The 15,463-nt window shown below is 43.9% G+C and carries 12 protein-coding genes, 2 tRNA genes, 1 rRNA gene and 1 pseudogene; 13 read left to right on the forward strand and 3 right to left on the reverse strand.

Translation table 11 applies throughout. From position 1 onward, the window contains the following. From rrf to recG, 4 genes are all read left to right on the forward strand, one after another. Window positions 1–106 (forward strand): 5S ribosomal RNA (rrf, locus tag RFK25_RS09815); the annotation flags it as partial. Window positions 107–111: 5 nt separating this feature from the next. Next, a tRNA-Asn gene (locus RFK25_RS09820) sits at window positions 112–184 on the forward strand. Window positions 185–207: 23 nt separating this feature from the next. After that, a tRNA-Glu gene (locus RFK25_RS09825) sits at window positions 208–279 on the forward strand. 59 nt (window positions 280–338) lie between these two features. Continuing rightward, a complete protein-coding gene (recG, locus tag RFK25_RS09830) occupies window positions 339–2,357 on the forward strand; it encodes an ATP-dependent DNA helicase RecG (RefSeq protein ID WP_332413237.1) in 2,019 nt (672 codons plus the stop codon). A 63-nt stretch (window positions 2,358–2,420) separates the two neighbouring features. Here the strand turns inward: recG and RFK25_RS09835 are convergent, their stop codons facing one another. After that, window positions 2,421–3,380 carry an asparaginase gene (locus RFK25_RS09835; protein WP_332413238.1) on the reverse strand — a complete coding sequence of 320 codons (960 nt, stop codon included), beginning with the start codon at window positions 3,378–3,380 and terminating at the stop codon, window positions 2,421–2,423. A 69-nt stretch (window positions 3,381–3,449) separates the two neighbouring features. Here RFK25_RS09835 and RFK25_RS09840 point away from each other — a divergent pair. Further along, window positions 3,450–4,815, forward strand: a pseudogene (locus tag RFK25_RS09840) (Cof-type HAD-IIB family hydrolase). 18 nt (window positions 4,816–4,833) lie between these two features. Here the strand turns inward: RFK25_RS09840 and RFK25_RS09845 are convergent. Next, window positions 4,834–5,286 (reverse strand): universal stress protein, encoded by a 453-nt coding sequence (locus RFK25_RS09845; RefSeq protein ID WP_332413239.1) that lies wholly within the window; start codon window positions 5,284–5,286, stop codon window positions 4,834–4,836. A gap of 154 nt (window positions 5,287–5,440) precedes the next feature. Here RFK25_RS09845 and RFK25_RS09850 point away from each other — a divergent pair, with 154 nt between their 5' ends. The 6 genes from RFK25_RS09850 to gatB all read left to right on the forward strand — a co-directional run bounded on the left by RFK25_RS09850 (window position 5,441) and on the right by gatB (window position 11,477). Further along, entirely contained in the window at window positions 5,441–6,655 is a 1,215-nt protein-coding gene (locus RFK25_RS09850) for a pyridoxal phosphate-dependent aminotransferase (protein WP_332413240.1), read from the forward strand. 142 nt (window positions 6,656–6,797) lie between these two features. Further along, entirely contained in the window at window positions 6,798–7,586 is a 789-nt protein-coding gene (gene codY / locus RFK25_RS09855) for a GTP-sensing pleiotropic transcriptional regulator CodY (protein WP_105145205.1), read from the forward strand. 1 nt (window position 7,587) lies between these two features. Next, window positions 7,588–8,139, forward strand: coding sequence for a cysteine hydrolase family protein (locus tag RFK25_RS09860; protein WP_332413242.1), 552 nt, complete (start codon window positions 7,588–7,590; stop codon window positions 8,137–8,139). 130 nt (window positions 8,140–8,269) lie between these two features. Further along, on the forward strand, window positions 8,270–8,572 hold the full coding sequence (gatC, locus tag RFK25_RS09865; protein ID WP_011921930.1) for an Asp-tRNA(Asn)/Glu-tRNA(Gln) amidotransferase subunit GatC: 303 nt from the start codon (window positions 8,270–8,272) through the stop codon (window positions 8,570–8,572). Further along, window positions 8,572–10,038, forward strand: a complete 1,467-nt coding sequence (gatA, locus tag RFK25_RS09870) for an Asp-tRNA(Asn)/Glu-tRNA(Gln) amidotransferase subunit GatA (protein ID WP_332413243.1) — start codon at window positions 8,572–8,574, stop codon at window positions 10,036–10,038. Before gatC ends, gatA begins: the two co-directional genes overlap by 1 nt. After that, window positions 10,038–11,477: an Asp-tRNA(Asn)/Glu-tRNA(Gln) amidotransferase subunit GatB gene (gene gatB / locus RFK25_RS09875; protein WP_105146294.1), complete on the forward strand. Its 1,440-nt coding sequence runs from the start codon at window positions 10,038–10,040 to the stop codon at window positions 11,475–11,477. Before gatA ends, gatB begins: the two co-directional genes overlap by 1 nt. A 57-nt stretch (window positions 11,478–11,534) precedes the next feature. Here the strand turns inward: gatB and RFK25_RS09880 are convergent, their stop codons facing one another. Next, window positions 11,535–12,533 carry a LacI family DNA-binding transcriptional regulator gene (locus RFK25_RS09880; RefSeq protein WP_332413246.1) on the reverse strand — a complete coding sequence of 333 codons (999 nt, stop codon included), beginning with the start codon at window positions 12,531–12,533 and terminating at the stop codon, window positions 11,535–11,537. 132 nt (window positions 12,534–12,665) lie between these two features. On the opposite strand from RFK25_RS09880, the gene RFK25_RS09885 reads away from it, so the two are divergent. Then, on the forward strand, window positions 12,666–13,838 hold the full coding sequence (locus tag RFK25_RS09885) for a galactokinase (protein WP_332413248.1): 1,173 nt from the start codon (window positions 12,666–12,668) through the stop codon (window positions 13,836–13,838). 9 nt (window positions 13,839–13,847) lie between these two features. Continuing rightward, complete coding sequence (galT, locus tag RFK25_RS09890) at window positions 13,848–15,329, forward strand: UDP-glucose--hexose-1-phosphate uridylyltransferase (RefSeq protein ID WP_332413250.1); 1,482 nt, start codon at window positions 13,848–13,850, stop codon at window positions 15,327–15,329. Window positions 15,330–15,463 lie beyond the last annotated feature (134 nt).

A 15,463-nucleotide genomic window follows, 5' to 3' on the forward strand; every position in this document is an offset into this window, starting at 1 on the left:
ATAGCCTAGGAGATACACCTGTTCCCATGCCGAACACAGCAGTTAAGCCCTAGAACGCCTGAAGTAGTTGGGGGTTGCCCCCTGTGAGATACGGTAGTCGCTTAGCGAAATTCCGCCATAGCTCAGTTGGTAGAGCGCATGACTGTTAATCATGATGTCACAGGTTCGAGCCCTGTTGGCGGAGTAAAGAGAAATCTTTAGTTACATGGTCCGTTGGTCAAGGGGTTAAGACACCGCCTTTTCACGGCGGTAACACGGGTTCGAATCCCGTACGGACTATATTGAAGGGCAATGCCCTTTTTTTGTTTTTACTGCTATTTTTATAGTATAATTGAATTATGAAAACTTTATCAGATCATTTATCGGTGTTGCCCGGGATTGGAATAAAATCAGCAGAGAAATTTTTAAAATTGAATCTTGTGACTATTGGGCAATTATTAACTTATTATCCATTTCGGTACGAGGACTTTGAAAGTAAGTCTATTTTAGATTTGCAAGATGGAGAAAAGGCTGTAGTTGTTGGTAGTGTGGTATCTCCGGCTAATATTCAGTATTATGGTTACAAGAGAAATCGGCTACGTTTCTCGATTAAGCAGGGTGAGATAGTTCTGTCGGTTTCTTTTTTTAATCAGCCCTATTTATCTGATAAGATTGTTCTGGGGCAGGAAATTGCAATTTGGGGTAAGTGGGATAAGGCAAAGGCTAGTTTGACTGGTATGAAGTTGTTGGCTCAGGTAGCTGAGGAATTACAGCCGGTCTACCATGTGGCACAAGGTATTTCTCAGCTTCAGTTGGTCAAGGCTATTAAAGCAGCAATTGATAACGGTTATTTGGATTTGTTGGATGAGAATTTGCCGGTAGTTTTATTAGAGAAGTATCGTCTTTTAAATCGAAAACAGGCTGTTTTTGCTATGCATTTTCCGTCTAATCTGGATGAATACCGTCAAGCCTTGCGCCGTATTAAATTTGAAGAATTATTTTATTTCCAGTTGCAATTGCAATTGTTGAAAGCTGGGAATCGTGATCTTTCTAGTGGTTTGGAGATTGATTTTGATAAAGTAGAATTAGACAAACAAATTGGGAGCCTACCTTTTCTTTTGACGGATGCGCAACTAACTGCTTTGGGAGAAATTTTGGCGGACATGAGTTCCCCTGCCCATATGAACCGCTTGTTGCAGGGAGATGTAGGGTCTGGTAAGACAGTAGTTGCAGGCTTGGCGATGTTGGCAGCGGTAAGTGCGGGGATGCAAGCGGCCATTATGGTTCCAACAGAAATTTTGGCAGAACAACATTATGAGAGCTTGTGCCAGCTATTCCCAGATTTATCTATTGCGCTCTTAACGGGAGGGATGAAGGTTTCCGAGCGTAGGACTACTTTAGAGGCGATTGCTGATGGACGGGTTCAGATGATAGTTGGTACCCATGCATTGATACAAGAGGGGGTAGTATATCACAAGCTGGGGGTTGTCGTGACTGATGAGCAACATCGATTTGGTGTGAAACAAAGGCGTTTGTTTAGAGAAAAGGGGGATAATCCTGATGTGCTCATGATGACAGCAACGCCTATTCCTAGAACCTTGGCTATAACGGCCTTTGGAGATATGGATGTTTCTATTATCAACCAATTACCTGCTGGACGGAAACCCATTATTACTCGATGGGTCAAGCATCAGCAGTTGCCTACCGTTTTAGAATGGCTTGAAAAGGAATTAAATAAGGGAGCTCAAGTTTATTTTATTTCTCCCTTAATCGAAGAGTCGGAAGCCTTGGATTTAAAAAATGCCATTGACTTACAAGCTGACTTACAAGCTCATTTTGGTGGACAGTTTACAGTGGATTTGTTGCATGGTAAGATGAAGAATGAAGAAAAGGATTCCATTATGCAGGCCTTTAAGGAGCAAAAGACTGATATCTTGGTTTCGACAACCGTTATTGAAGTCGGTGTCAATGTCCCTAATGCAACAGTTATGGTTATTATGGATGCCGACCGTTTTGGTTTAAGTCAGCTTCATCAGTTGAGGGGGCGTGTTGGACGTGGGCATAAGCAGTCCTATGCTATTTTGGTAGCTAATCCTAAAACAGAGTCAGGCAAGGAACGCATGAAAATTATGACTGAAACCACAGATGGTTTTATACTGGCTGAGGCGGATTTGAAAATGCGTGGATCTGGTGAAATTTTTGGTACTCGCCAATCGGGTTTACCAGAATTTCAGGTAGCAAATATAGTTGAAGATTATCCAATCCTGGAGGAGGCTAGACGGGTTGCTAGTCAGATTGTCAGTGAAGAAAATTGGCAGAAGAATCCCAATTGGTCAGTTTTGCTGAAATATTTGAAGGATAAGGAAGAATTAGATTAGATTTGAAAGATTGAAAAAAGACCGATTGTTCGGTCTTTTGTGGTTTTAAGCGTACAGCTGTGATTAGCCTTGGATGTAGTCAGCCAAGGCTTGTCCTTTTAAGCCGGCATTGAGGGCAATTAGTAGTTTCAGGCGAGCTTTTTGTGCATTTAATTCTTTGACAAAGAGGATGCCGTCTTGTTCTAGCTGAATGCCACCGCCTTGATAGGCGTAAACGGGTTCGGCAATGCCGTTAAAGCAACGAGAAACCAGAATAATAGGAAGTCCTTGTTCCAGGAGTTTTTTGATAGTTGGAAGGATAGTGGGTGGGAGGTTACCTGCTCCAAGTGCTTCGATAACTAGTCCAGAAATATTAGTTTTTGTTAGAGCTTCGAGGAGAACAGTATCCATGTCTGCATAACCCTTGATAATTGGAACTGTTCCTGATACAGCTGACAAGTCAAAACGAACTCGTGGTTCAGCTGTTTTAAAGTAGAGAATTTCACGTTTGGTTACCAATCCAAGTGGCCCATGCGTTGGTGTCTGGAAGGTTGATACGTTGGTTGTATGGGTCTTGGTGACATACTTGGCGGCATGAATTTCATCATTCATAACGACTAGCACTCCCTTGTCTGCAGACTTTTCATCTGCTGCGACACGGAGGGCTGTTTGGTAGTTGTAAACTCCGTCGCTACCAAGTTCATTTGATGAACGCATGGCCCCAGTTAATACGATTGGTTTTTCCGGTATAGCCATGGTGTCGAGAAAATAGGCTGTTTCTTCAAGTGTATCGGTGCCGTGGGTAATGACAAATCCATCAAAGTTTGCTTGTTCAGCTTTAATTTTTTGATAGAGGGTCATCATGTGTTCCAAACGGATATGAGGGCTTGGAACATTGAGAAAATCGATGGATGTGACTTGTATTTCTTCAATGGGTGTGTCGATTTGAGTCATTGGATTGACTTGACTGCTTGTCACATGGCCTTCTTGGTCGGCTTGCATGGAAATAGTTCCACCTGTGTGTAGGGCGAGAATTTTTTTCATAAATTTTCTGTTTCTTTCAAAGTATGTTATACTAATTGTAACACAATTCTAAGAAAGTTGGTGAGATGGTTGGCGATTAAGGCTGTATTTTTTGATATTGATGGTACCTTATTGACAGATAAACGTACAGTAAGTAAATCAACCATCTCAGCCATCAATTCCTTGAAAGCAAAGGGGATACTGATTGGCTTGGCAACTGGTCGGGACCCTCGATTTGTATTGCAATATATGGCTAGTCTAGGTTTGGATTTAGCGATTACTTACAATGGTCAATACATTTTTTCGCGAGAAGAGGTTCTCTATAGCCATGCTTTAGAAGTTGGACAAGTTGAACAGATGATGGATTATGCTCGGATTAACCATAAGGATTTGGCTCTTGGAACATCGCAGGGAGTTTTTGGTAGCAGAATTATGTCCACAGGGACAGGAAATGTTGCCTATCGTCTTAGTCGCCTCATTCCTGATAGATTTGCTGGTTTGGTGAATTTTATTCTTAATCGTTTGGTGCGATTTGTTCGGCCACAGCGTCCAAGGAACCTGAGAGTTTATTTGGAACAGCCGATTTATCAGCTCATGATGCTGACAACAGAGAGGGAAACCAGAGAATTGGAAGCAGGATGTCAGGACTTGTCTTTTACTCGTTCAAGCCCCTATGCAACAGATATTATCAGTAAGGGGAGTTCAAAACTATCTGGAATTTTAAAGGTTGCTGAGAAATATCGTTTTAGTCTAGATGAAGTTGTGGCTTTTGGCGATTCGAATAATGACTATGAAATGTTAAAGGCCATTAAACATTCTGTAGCTATGGGAAATGGAACTAAGAGAGTGCGTAAGGTGGCCTCATTTGTGACAGATACCAACAACCGCGACGGTATTTATAAGGCATTCGTTCAGTTAGGTTTACTGGAGGAAAACAATGCTTCAGAGCAGAGATGAGAATTTTAATCGTGTGAAAGATTTTCATGCCTTGATGGATGGGGATACTCAGGAAAGCCCAAGGGTATATGATGGGCAGATGGCGCTGTACCGTTCTAGCTTTAAGCTTGAGGAGATAGTAGAATTTTTGCATGCCTCTTCGGAAAGTGAGGAGGCTTTCCAAGACTATGTTCATCAGTTGCATGATGGCTTGGATAAGGCCGTTGAAAAGGTGAAAGGCAAGGGTCCGGCTAGTAGATCATTGCAGGACCAGGCAGATGCTCTCTTGGACATTTTGTATTTTACCTATGGTTCTTTTGTCTTAATGGGGGTAGATCCAGCACCTATTTTTGATTTGGTGCATACTGCCAATATGGGAAAAGTTTTTCCGGATGGTAGGGCGCATTTTGATCCGATTACTCACAAAATTCTAAAGCCAGAGGACTGGGAAGAGAAGTTTGCACCGGAGAAAAAGATTGCTAAAGAGCTTGAAAGACAGATGAAAAGACTTGATAACTAGATCAAGTCTTTTCGTGTTTTATAAGCTTTTTTCACCATCGCGGACGATGAGCAAATCAATATTTGCGTGGCGCATGATGTATTCGGAAGAAGAACCGATTAGGAGGCGTTCGAAGGCGTTAAGACCTGTTGCTCCAAGTAACATGAGATCGGCACCAGTTTCTTTAGGAATATCGACTGCCAAGAGTGTTTTGGGATTACCAAATTCGATATAGATCTGAACTTCTGCCAATCCAGCCTCAACAGCGCTTTGTTTGTACTCTTCTAGCAATAGCTCCGCTTCTTTTTCTAATGTTTCATAGACAGAAGCATCAAAAGCAACAACATTGTGAAGGGCCCGCGTGTCGATTACATGGGCAATAACTAATCGAGCCTGGTTGCGTTTGGCAACGTGAATTGCCTTGTGCAGAGCTAATTCAGCACCTGTGGATCCATCGACAGCTACGAGGATGGTCTTGTAAGATTGTGTCATAGTAGTCACTCCTTTCAGCAAATATTCATTCCTAGAAGTATAGGTTATCATTACATTTATATTATAAGCCTTTTAGGAGGAAATGTAAAGGGATTCTTGTGCTTTTTTGACTTTTGAAGTAAAATAGAAAACAGAAGAAAGTCGAGGTAACGACATGAAACAATTTAATAAATCAAGTAAATTAGATGATGTAGCCTATGATATTCGTGGCCCAGTTTTAGAAGAAGCTATGCGAATGCGGGCCAACGGGGAGCAAATTTTACGTTTGAATACAGGTAATCCAGCTGAATTTGGATTTACAGCACCTGATGAAGTTATTCGTGACCTGATCCATAATGCTCGTAAGTCAGAAGGTTATTCTGACAGTAAGGGAATTTTTTCAGCCCGTAAGGCGATTATGCAGTATTGTCAGTTGAAGAAGTTTCCAAACGTTGATATTGAAGATATTTATATTGGTAATGGTGTCAGTGAGTTGATTGTTATGTCTATGCAGGGCTTGCTAGACAATGGGGATGAGGTTTTGGTACCTATGCCGGACTATCCATTATGGACAGCAGCAGTTAGCTTGGCTGGTGGTAAGGCTGTACATTACGTTTGTGATGAGGCGGCAGATTGGTATCCAGACTTAGCTGATATGGAGGCAAAAGTGACGTCACGGACCAAGGCCATTGTTTTGATCAACCCTAACAACCCAACGGGTGCTCTTTATCCCAAAGAAATTTTGGAGGGGATTATTGATATTGCTCGCAGGCATGAATTGATTATTCTCTCTGACGAGATTTACGATCGGATGGTCTTTGATGGAGCGGTTCATATTCCGATTGCTACTTTAGCACCTGACTTGTTTGTCGTAACCATGAATGGTTTGTCCAAATCCCATCGTATCTGCGGTTTCCGTGTGGGTTGGATGGTCTTGTCTGGTCCTAAGAAACACGTAAAAGGTTATATCGAAGGATTGAATATGTTGTCCAATATGCGCTTGTGTTCAAACGTATTGGCTCAGCAAGTTGTTCAGACTTCCTTGGGCGGTGTTCAATCTGTTGACAAACTACTCATGCCGGGTGGTCGTCTGTACGAACAACGAGAATTTATTACCAAGGCTATCAATGATATTCCTGGTTTATCAGCAGTCAAGCCAAAGGCGGGATTATATGTCTTTCCTAAAATTGACCGTGAGATGTATCGAGTGGATGATGATGAGCAATTTGTCTTGGATTTCTTAAAACAGGAAAAAGTCTTGCTTGTTCATGGTCGTGGTTTCAACTGGAAAGATCCGGATCATTTCCGAATTGTCTATCTGCCACGTGTGGATGAATTAGCTGAAATTCAAGAAAAGATGACCCGTTTCTTGCGTCAATACCGTAGATAAGAGTGGAGCTGATGAGTATCAGCTCTTTTTTTTTACTTGAAATTGTAAGTACTATTTCAAAAATAGTAAATTTTCTGATAATTGTTGAAATTTGCCTAATAATTCGGTATAATAAGTGTAATTACAGTAAAAAGAGGAACATATGACAACATTATTAGAAAAAACTCGGGATATTACTTCTATTTTGAAGCGTTCCGAAGAGCAATTGGCTGAAGAATTGCCTTACAATGCCATAGCGGAGCACTTATCTGATATTATTGATTGCAACGCCTGCATTATCAATAGTGAGGGTGAAATTTTGGGTTATCATATGAACTACAAGACCAATAATGACAGGGTTGAAGAGTTCTATATTAACAAACAGTATCCAGAAGAATATGTAAAATCGATTGCTCAGGTCTATGATACCCAGGTTAACTTGCCAGTAGAGAGTGAGCTAACAGCTATTCCTGTGGAATCTCGTTCGACCTACCCGAATGGTTTGACCACCATTGCTCCTATCCATGTGACGGGCATCCGCTTTGGCAGCTTGATTATCTGGCGTAATGAAGAGCAATTCCACGAAGAAGATTTGATTTTGGTTGAGATTGCGGCAACAGTAGTAGGTATCCAACTACTTAACTTCCAGCGGGAAGAGGATGAGAAAAATATTCGTCGTCGTGCAGCGGTCAATATGGCAGTCAATACCCTGTCCTATTCTGAAATGAAGGCAGTTGCTGCTATCTTGGGCGAGTTGAACGGTAATGAAGGTCAATTGACGGCTTCTGTTATTGCAGATCGTATTGGCATTACTCGCTCTGTGATCGTCAATGCCCTGCGCAAGTTGGAAAGTGCGGGGATTATTGAAAGTCGTTCGCTTGGGATGAAAGGAACTTATTTGAAAGTCCTTATTCCAGCTATTTTTGATGAGATTAAGAAACGTGATTACTAAGATGACAAAAGCATTGATTTCGATTGATTATACGGTTGATTTTGTAGCAGACAAGGGAACATTAACTGCGGGGAAACCTGCTCAGGCTATTGCTGAGCGGATTGCTCAGGTGACAAAAGAAGCCTTTGAAAATGGGGACTATATCGTTTTTGCCATTGATGGTCATGAAGAGGGGGATGACTTGCATCCTGAAAGCAAGCTCTTTCCGCCTCACAATATCATGGGAACAGACGGGCGAGATTTGTACGGTCCTTTGGCGGATTTTTATCAGGAAAACAAGGACCATGCACGTGTTCGTTGGATGGACAAGCGACATTATTCGGCCTTTTCTGGGACAGATTTGGATGTTCGTTTGAGAGAACGTCGGGTGGATACGGTAGTCTTGACAGGTGTCCTGTCTGATATCTGTGTCCTGCATACGGCTATTGATGCCTACAATAAAGGCTATCGGATTGAGGTCGTGGCTTCTGCAATTGCCGCATTGACGGAGGAGAGTCATCGGTTTGCTCTCAACCATCTGCGCCATGTGCTTGGTGCGACCATTATAGATTAGGGTTTAGGAACCAGTCGTTAGACTGGTTTTTTGCCGAAAAAAGCTTCCATCGGAGGGAATATCTACCTTTGTGTGAGGCTGGAAATATGGTATAATGAGAAGATAGATTTCCATTAGGAGGAAAGTAAGAATGAAGATTTCTGAAGCTGAAGTCCGTCACGTTGCCAAGCTGTCTAAGCTGGAATTTTCGGACCAGGAAACAGCGGAATTTGCGACAAGTTTGAGCAAGATTGTCGATATGGTTGAATTGCTCAATGAAGTAGATACGACAGGTGTTGCGGTAACAACCACTATGGCTGACCGTAAGAATGTCTTGCGAGCAGATATTGCCCAAAAAGGGGAGAGCCGTGAGGAGCTCTTTAAAAATGTGCCTGAATCACAGGATAACTTTATCAAGGTACCAGCTATTCTAGACGGGGGAGGAGATGCCTAATGACTTTTAACAATAAAACCATTGATGAATTGCATGACCTCCTTGTCAAAAAGGAGATTTCTGCGGTTGAGTTGACCAAGGCGACCTTGGAAGACATCAAAAGCCGTGAGGGAGCAGTGGATGCTTTCTTGACTATCACAGAAAACGCGGCCTTGGCGCAAGCTGCTGCCCTTGATGAAAAGGGGATTGAAGCGGACAATGTTATGGCAGGGATTCCTTTGGCAGTCAAGGACAATATCTCTACGAAGGGGATTTTGACAACGGCAGCTTCAAAAATGCTCTATAACTACGAGCCGATTTTCGATGCGACATCGGTTGCTCAGGCCTATGCCAAGGATATGATTATTGTCGGTAAGACCAACATGGATGAGTTTGCTATGGGTGGTTCTAACGAGAACTCTGCCTTCAAACCGACTAAAAATGCTTGGGACCAGACAAAAGTTCCTGGTGGTTCTTCAGGTGGTTCGGCAGCTGCAGTTGCTGCTGGTCAGGTCCGTTTGTCACTCGGTTCTGACACAGGTGGTTCCATTCGTCAACCAGCAGCCTTTAATGGTATCGTTGGGATGAAACCAACTTATGGAACGGTGTCGCGTTTTGGTTTGATTGCCTTTGGCTCATCTCTTGACCAGATTGGTCCATTCTCACAGACGGTTAAGGAAAATGCCCAGTTGCTCAATGTCATCTCTGGTCATGATGTCAAGGACGCAACATCAACCATCAATGAAATTGCTGACTTCACTAGCAAGATTGGTCAAGACATCAAGGGCTTGAAAATCGCTCTTCCCAAAGAATACATGGGTGAGGGAATTGATCCACAGGTTAAGGAAACCATTCTCAAGGCTGCCAAGCACTTAGAAAGCTTGGGAGCAATCATTGAAGAAGTTAGCTTGCCACATTCTAAGTATGGGGTTGCGGTTTACTATATCATCGCTTCATCAGAGGCTTCTTCTAACTTGCAACGTTTTGACGGTATCCGTTATGGTTTCCGTGCAGAAGATGCGACAAACTTGGATGAGATTTACGTGAAAACCCGTAGCCAAGGTTTTGGTGAGGAAGTCAAACGTCGTATTATGTTAGGTACATTTAGCTTGTCATCTGGTTACTACGATGCCTACTTCAAGAAGGCTGGTCAGGTACGGACCTTGATTATCCAAGATTTTGAAAAAGTTTTTGCGGACTATGACTTGATTTTGGGACCAACTGCTCCGACAGTTGCTTTTGGTTTGGATACGCTCAACCATGACCCTGTGGCTATGTACTTGGCGGACTTGTTAACAATTCCTGTAAACTTGGCAGGTCTTCCAGGTATTTCTATTCCTGCTGGTTTTGTAGAAGGATTACCAGTTGGCTTGCAGTTGATTGGTCCAAAATATTCAGAAGAAACTATCTACCAAGTGGCTGCTGCCTTTGAAGCGACGACAGACTACCACAAGCAACAACCAGTGATTTTTGGAGGTGCTAACTAATGAACTTTGAAACGATTATTGGTCTAGAAGTCCATGTGGAGTTGAATACCAACTCGAAGATTTTCTCACCTTCATCTGCTCATTTTGGTGAGGATCCTAATGCCAATACCAACGTAATTGACTGGTCTTTCCCAGGTGTCCTTCCAGTTCTCAACAAGGGCGTTGTGGATGCTGGTATTAAGGCTGCCTTGGCCTTGAACATGGATATTCATAAGGATATGCACTTTGACCGTAAGAACTATTTCTATCCTGATAACCCGAAAGCCTATCAAATTTCCCAGTTTGACGAGCCGATTGGCTACAATGGCTGGATTGAGATTGAGCTAGAAGATGGTTCAACCAAGAAAATCCGTATCGAGCGTGCGCACTTGGAAGAGGATGCAGGTAAGAATACCCATGGGACAGACGGCTATTCTTATGTAGACCTCAACCGTCAAGGAGTGCCACTGATTGAGATTGTATCAGAAGCCGATATGCGCTCGCCTGAGGAGGCCTATGCCTATTTGACAGCCCTCAAGGAAATTATCCAATACACTGGCATTTCAGATGTCAAGATGGAAGAGGGGTCTATGCGCGTGGATGCCAATATCTCCCTTCGCCCTTATGGTCAGGAGAAGTTTGGTACCAAGACTGAGTTGAAAAACCTCAACTCCTTCAACTATGTTCGCAAGGGTTTGCAGCATGAAGTAGAACGTCAGGCCAAAATCTTGCGTTCAGGTGGTCAAATCCAGCAGGAAACGCGCCGTTACGATGAATCTACTGGTGAAACCATTCTCATGCGTGTCAAGGAAGGGTCAGCTGACTACCGTTACTTCCCAGAGCCAGATCTACCGCTCTATGAGATTGATGATAGCTGGATTGAGGAAGTGCGTGCAGAATTGCCAGTCTTTCCAAAGGCTCGCCGTGCTCACTATGTGGAAAACTTGGGCTTGACTACCTACGATGCAGGACAGTTAACGTCGACTAAGGCACTGTCTGACTTCTTTGAAGCTGCAGTGGCAGCTGGTGGCGATGCTAAACAGGTGTCCAACTGGTTGCAGGGTGAAGTGGCTCAATTCCTCAATGCTGAAGGTAAGACTATTGAGCAAATCGCCTTAACACCTGAAAACTTGGTTGAGATGATAGCTTTGATTGCGGATGGCACTATTTCATCTAAGATTGCCAAGAAGGTCTTTGTTCACTTGGCTAAGGAAGGTGGTTCTGCTAAGGCTTACGTTGAGAAAGCTGGCTTGGTACAGATTTCAGATCCAGCTGTCCTCATTCCGATTATCCACCAAGTCTTTGCGGATAATGAAGCAGCCGTAGCTGACTTCAAGTCTGGCAAACGCAATGCTGATAAGGCCTTTACAGGTTTCTTGATGAAAGCGACTAAGGGACAAGCTAACCCGCAAGTTGCACAACAACTCTTGGCACAGGAATTGGCTAAGTTGTTGGACTAAAATAAACAGAAGAAAACCGAGAATTCATAATGAACTCTCGGTTTTTCTTATGCACTTTTAGTAAGAACTCTCCCGTATTACCAGCTGGGTACCTAGCTTAATTTTACGGGGATGGTGGGGCTGCGGGCTTGCAATGACACGGTCCAGCAGTTGCATGGCTTCTTGTCCCATTTCCTCAGTGAAGACGCTGATGGAAGACAGGGCTGGATAGACCTGGCGCGTGATGGCGGTATCGTTAAAGGTGATGAGTTGGACTCTATCGGGTACGGCGATTTGGCGTTCCTGTAGGGCTCGAAGGGCACCGACTGCCAGGGTATCATTGGCCATGAAGAAGGCTGGGGGCAGTTGGTTGCCTAGGTCCTCAATAGCCTGGCTCATCAGCTCATATCCTGATTGGGTTGAGAATTTTCCTTGGTAGATGTAGTCTTCTTGGAGCATGCCCAAGGTGTTTAGGTAATTACGAAAGGCAGTCAGGCGGGGGTCTGTTGGCAGTTGGTGGCCGTCTGTGGTTTCTTCCTGTCCAACTAATAATCCTATGTCTGTCAGACCTTGTGAACGGAAGTGGTCGATAACGATCTGAACAGAGTGTTCAAAGTCAGTTGTGATGCAGGAGAATCCCTCGGTCAGTGTATCAGAATCTACAAAAATGAGTTTGGATGATATGCTGGCCAGCTCTGCTATTTGCCCAGAAGAAAATTTGCCAACCGCGATGATGCCGTCAACTTCTTGGAGGAGGGGGTTGGTCAGGTCGTTGAAGGAACGGATGATTTGATAGCCGAGAAGACTGGCGGTCTGCTCGATGCTGGCACGGATGGAATAGTAGTAGAGGTCAGCCAGTTCTTCGCTCTCCGTGTACCATTGGACAATGCCGATGGTGCCTTTTTGTTGGGGAGCTTGTTTTTTGAGGTGTTTGGTGTAGCCCAGGTCCTGTGCCAAGTTGAAAATGCGGTCGCGGGTTTCTTGGCTGACGGATAGGGTCAGGTCGTTCTTGAGTACGCGGGAAACGGTGGCAGAGGATAATTGAGCTTTTTCAGCGATGTCTTTGATGGTAACCATGGTACTCTCCTATCTATTTGTATCTAGTATAGCACAAAATGTAAAATTAGTAAATTTTTAGTAAATATATTGACTTTTATATTGTTAAGTTGTACAATAAAAGAAAACGATTACAATATCAAGGAGGTTCTTATGAACATAGAACAACTCAAGCAAGCCTTTCTCGATGTGTTTGGTCAAGAGGCGGATGCGACTTTCTTCTCACCTGGGCGGATTAACCTGATTGGTGAGCATACAGACTATAATGGTGGTCATGTCTTTCCAGCAGCCATTACCTTGGGGACTTACGGTGCTGCTCGTAAACGTGATGACCAACTACTACGTTTTTATTCAGCTAATTTTGAAGAAGTTGGAATTATAGAAGTGGATTTGAACAATCTGGTCTTCGACAAGGCGGACAACTGGACCAACTATGCCAAGGGTGTTCTCAAGTTCTTGCAAGAAGCAGGGCATGTCATTGATACAGGGATGGAAGTCTTTGTTTACGGAAATATTCCAAACGGATCAGGCTTGTCATCATCAGCTTCCCTGGAACTTTTAATTGGCATTATCGCAGAAGAATTATACGGTCTTGAGTTGACTCGTCTTGATTTAGTGAAAATCGGTAAGCAGACGGAAAATCATTTTATCGGTGTCAATTCTGGCATCATGGATCAGTTTGCTATCGGTATGGGAGCAGACCAGCGCGCCATTTATCTAGATACTAATACGCTTGAATACGAATTGGTGCCACTTGACTTGGGTGACCATGTGATTGTCATTATGAACACCAATAAACGTCGTGAATTGGCAGATTCGAAGTACAATGAACGCCGTGCGGAATGTGAAAAAGCGGTGGAAGAATTGAATGCAGTTTTGACTATTCAAACTCTGGGAGAGTTGGATGAGTGGACCTTTGACCAATATAGTTACTTAATCAAAGATGAAAACCGCATCAAACGTGCCCGTCACGCTGTCTTGGAAAACCAACGGACCTTGCAAGCTCGTAAGGCCTTGGAAGAAGGAGATTTGGCAACCTTTGGTCGTTTGGTCAATGCTTCTCATGTTTCTTTGGAGCATGATTATGAAGTGACAGGTTTGGAATTGGATACCTTGGCTCACACAGCTTGGGAGCAAGAAGGCGTTCTTGGTGCTCGGATGACAGGAGCAGGTTTCGGCGGCTGTGGTATTGCCATTGTCCATAAGGATAAGGTTGGTGCCTTTACTGAAAATGTCGGCAAGACCTATACAGAGGTCGTGGGCTATGAACCAAGCTTTTATGTAGCGGAGATTGCTGGAGGCTCTCGCGTCTTATCTCGAAAATAGATTGGAGAAATGATGACAGGATTGGTGGATCGTTTTGTTGAGCAAGTCATTGCCAACAGTGATTTTGAGGAAATGGATGCTCTTTACCTGCGAAATCGGGTCTTGGCTCTGGTGGGTGAGCAAGTTTTGACTGTCCAAACAGAGCTAACAGACTTGATTGAACTCAAGGAAGAACTATTGGCTCACGGGGTTGGAACTGGTTTTGTTGGAGAATTGTTGGAAGAACAGGACATGGTTGGGGCTTGTTTGATGGACTTAATCACGCCAAGTCCTAGTCAGGTCAATCGTGATTTTTGGCAGACCTACCAGGACAGTCCAGAGCAGGCTGTGGCAGATTTTTATGCTTTAAGCAAGCGTAATGACTATATCAAGGTGGCTGCTGTTGCCAAAAATATCTACTATCAGACACCGACAGACTACGGCAATCTGGAGATTACCATCAATCTGTCTAAACCTGAGAAAGATCCTAAGGCTATTGCGGCTGCTCGCTTGGCAGAGGCATCCAACTATCCATCTTGCTTGCTCTGTATGGAAAATGAGGGCTATCAAGGTCGGATAAACCATCCAGCACGCGCCAACCACCGCATTATTCGCTTGGATCTTGGACAGGAACAGTGGGGCTTCCAGTATTCGCCTTATGCCTACTACAATGAGCATGCTATTTTCTTGAACCAAGAGCATGTGCCTATGGTCATCAGTCCTCAAACCTTTGAACAGCTCTTGAACCTGCTAGACATCTTTCCAGATTATTTTGTCGGTTCTAACTCTGACCTACCAATTTCGGGTGGCTCCATCCTGACCCACAATCACTATCAGGGTGGGCGGCACAGTTTTGCCATGGAAAAGGCACCGATAGAACGCCAGCTGGTCTTCGACGGCTTTGAGTCCGTTTCGGCCGGTATTGTCAAGTGGCCCATGTCGGTTATTCGTTTGAGCTCGGCAGATAAGCCAGCACTATTGAGCTTGGCGGCTAAGATTTTGGAAAAATGGCGGAGCTACTCAGATGATAGCGTTCAGATTAAGGCTGAGACAGATGGAACTCCCCATCATACCATTACCCCGATTGCTCGGAAACGAGGGGACTTGTACGAGCTGGATTTGGTTCTCCGCGACAATCAGACTTCAGAAGAGTTTCCGGATGGCATCTACCATCCACACCCAGATGTCCAACACATCAAGAAAGAAAATATCGGCTTGATTGAGGTTATGGGCTTGGCGATTTTGCCTCCACGTTTGAAGGCAGAATTGGCGGAAGTTAAGAAATACTTACTGGGTCAGGATAATCAGGTGGCAGCTTATCATCAGCCTTGGGCAGACAGGTTAAAAGCAGAACATCCAGATGTGACAGAAGAAAGGGCTGAAGAAATCATTCGAGCCTCTGTCGGACAAATTTTCGCCCGTGTCCTAGAAGATGCAGGTGTCTACAAACGCACTCCAGAAGGACAGGCAGCCTTTTTACGATTCGTAGAGTTTGTGGGCCTCAAACAATAATGACAGCAAAGAGTGGGACGGTGTCCTGCTCTTTTGGTATAATAGGGCTCTTTGTCAACTGTAGTGGGTAGATGAAAAGCTAACACCTAGAGAGGACGAACTTCGTTCTCTCTTTTTCAATATTCAAAGCGATG

Origin of the sequence: Streptococcus sp. SS-4456 (assembly GCF_036680365.1) — a bacterium.
Taxonomy (GTDB): Bacteria; Bacillota; Bacilli; order Lactobacillales; family Streptococcaceae; genus Streptococcus.

Bases quoted from the DNA above. Each gene is read 5' to 3' on its own strand.
- RFK25_RS09860 (WP_332413242.1), top strand. From the start codon at position 7,588: ATGACAAAAGCATTGATTTCGATTGATTATACGGTTGATTTTGTAGCA.
- RFK25_RS09880 (WP_332413246.1), bottom strand. From the start codon at position 12,533: ATGGTTACCATCAAAGACATCGCTGAAAAAGCTCAATTATCCTCTGCC.
- gatA (WP_332413243.1), top strand. From the start codon at position 8,572: ATGACTTTTAACAATAAAACCATTGATGAATTGCATGACCTCCTTGTC.
- RFK25_RS09850 (WP_332413240.1), top strand. From the start codon at position 5,441: ATGAAACAATTTAATAAATCAAGTAAATTAGATGATGTAGCCTATGAT.
- recG (WP_332413237.1), top strand. From the start codon at position 339: ATGAAAACTTTATCAGATCATTTATCGGTGTTGCCCGGGATTGGAATA.
- gatB (WP_105146294.1), top strand. From the start codon at position 10,038: ATGAACTTTGAAACGATTATTGGTCTAGAAGTCCATGTGGAGTTGAAT.
- gatC (WP_011921930.1), top strand. From the start codon at position 8,270: ATGAAGATTTCTGAAGCTGAAGTCCGTCACGTTGCCAAGCTGTCTAAG.
- RFK25_RS09835 (WP_332413238.1), bottom strand. From the start codon at position 3,380: ATGAAAAAAATTCTCGCCCTACACACAGGTGGAACTATTTCCATGCAA.
- galT (WP_332413250.1), top strand. From the start codon at position 13,848: ATGATGACAGGATTGGTGGATCGTTTTGTTGAGCAAGTCATTGCCAAC.
- codY (WP_105145205.1), top strand. From the start codon at position 6,798: ATGACAACATTATTAGAAAAAACTCGGGATATTACTTCTATTTTGAAG.
- RFK25_RS09845 (WP_332413239.1), bottom strand. From the start codon at position 5,286: ATGACACAATCTTACAAGACCATCCTCGTAGCTGTCGATGGATCCACA.
- RFK25_RS09885 (WP_332413248.1), top strand. From the start codon at position 12,666: ATGAACATAGAACAACTCAAGCAAGCCTTTCTCGATGTGTTTGGTCAA.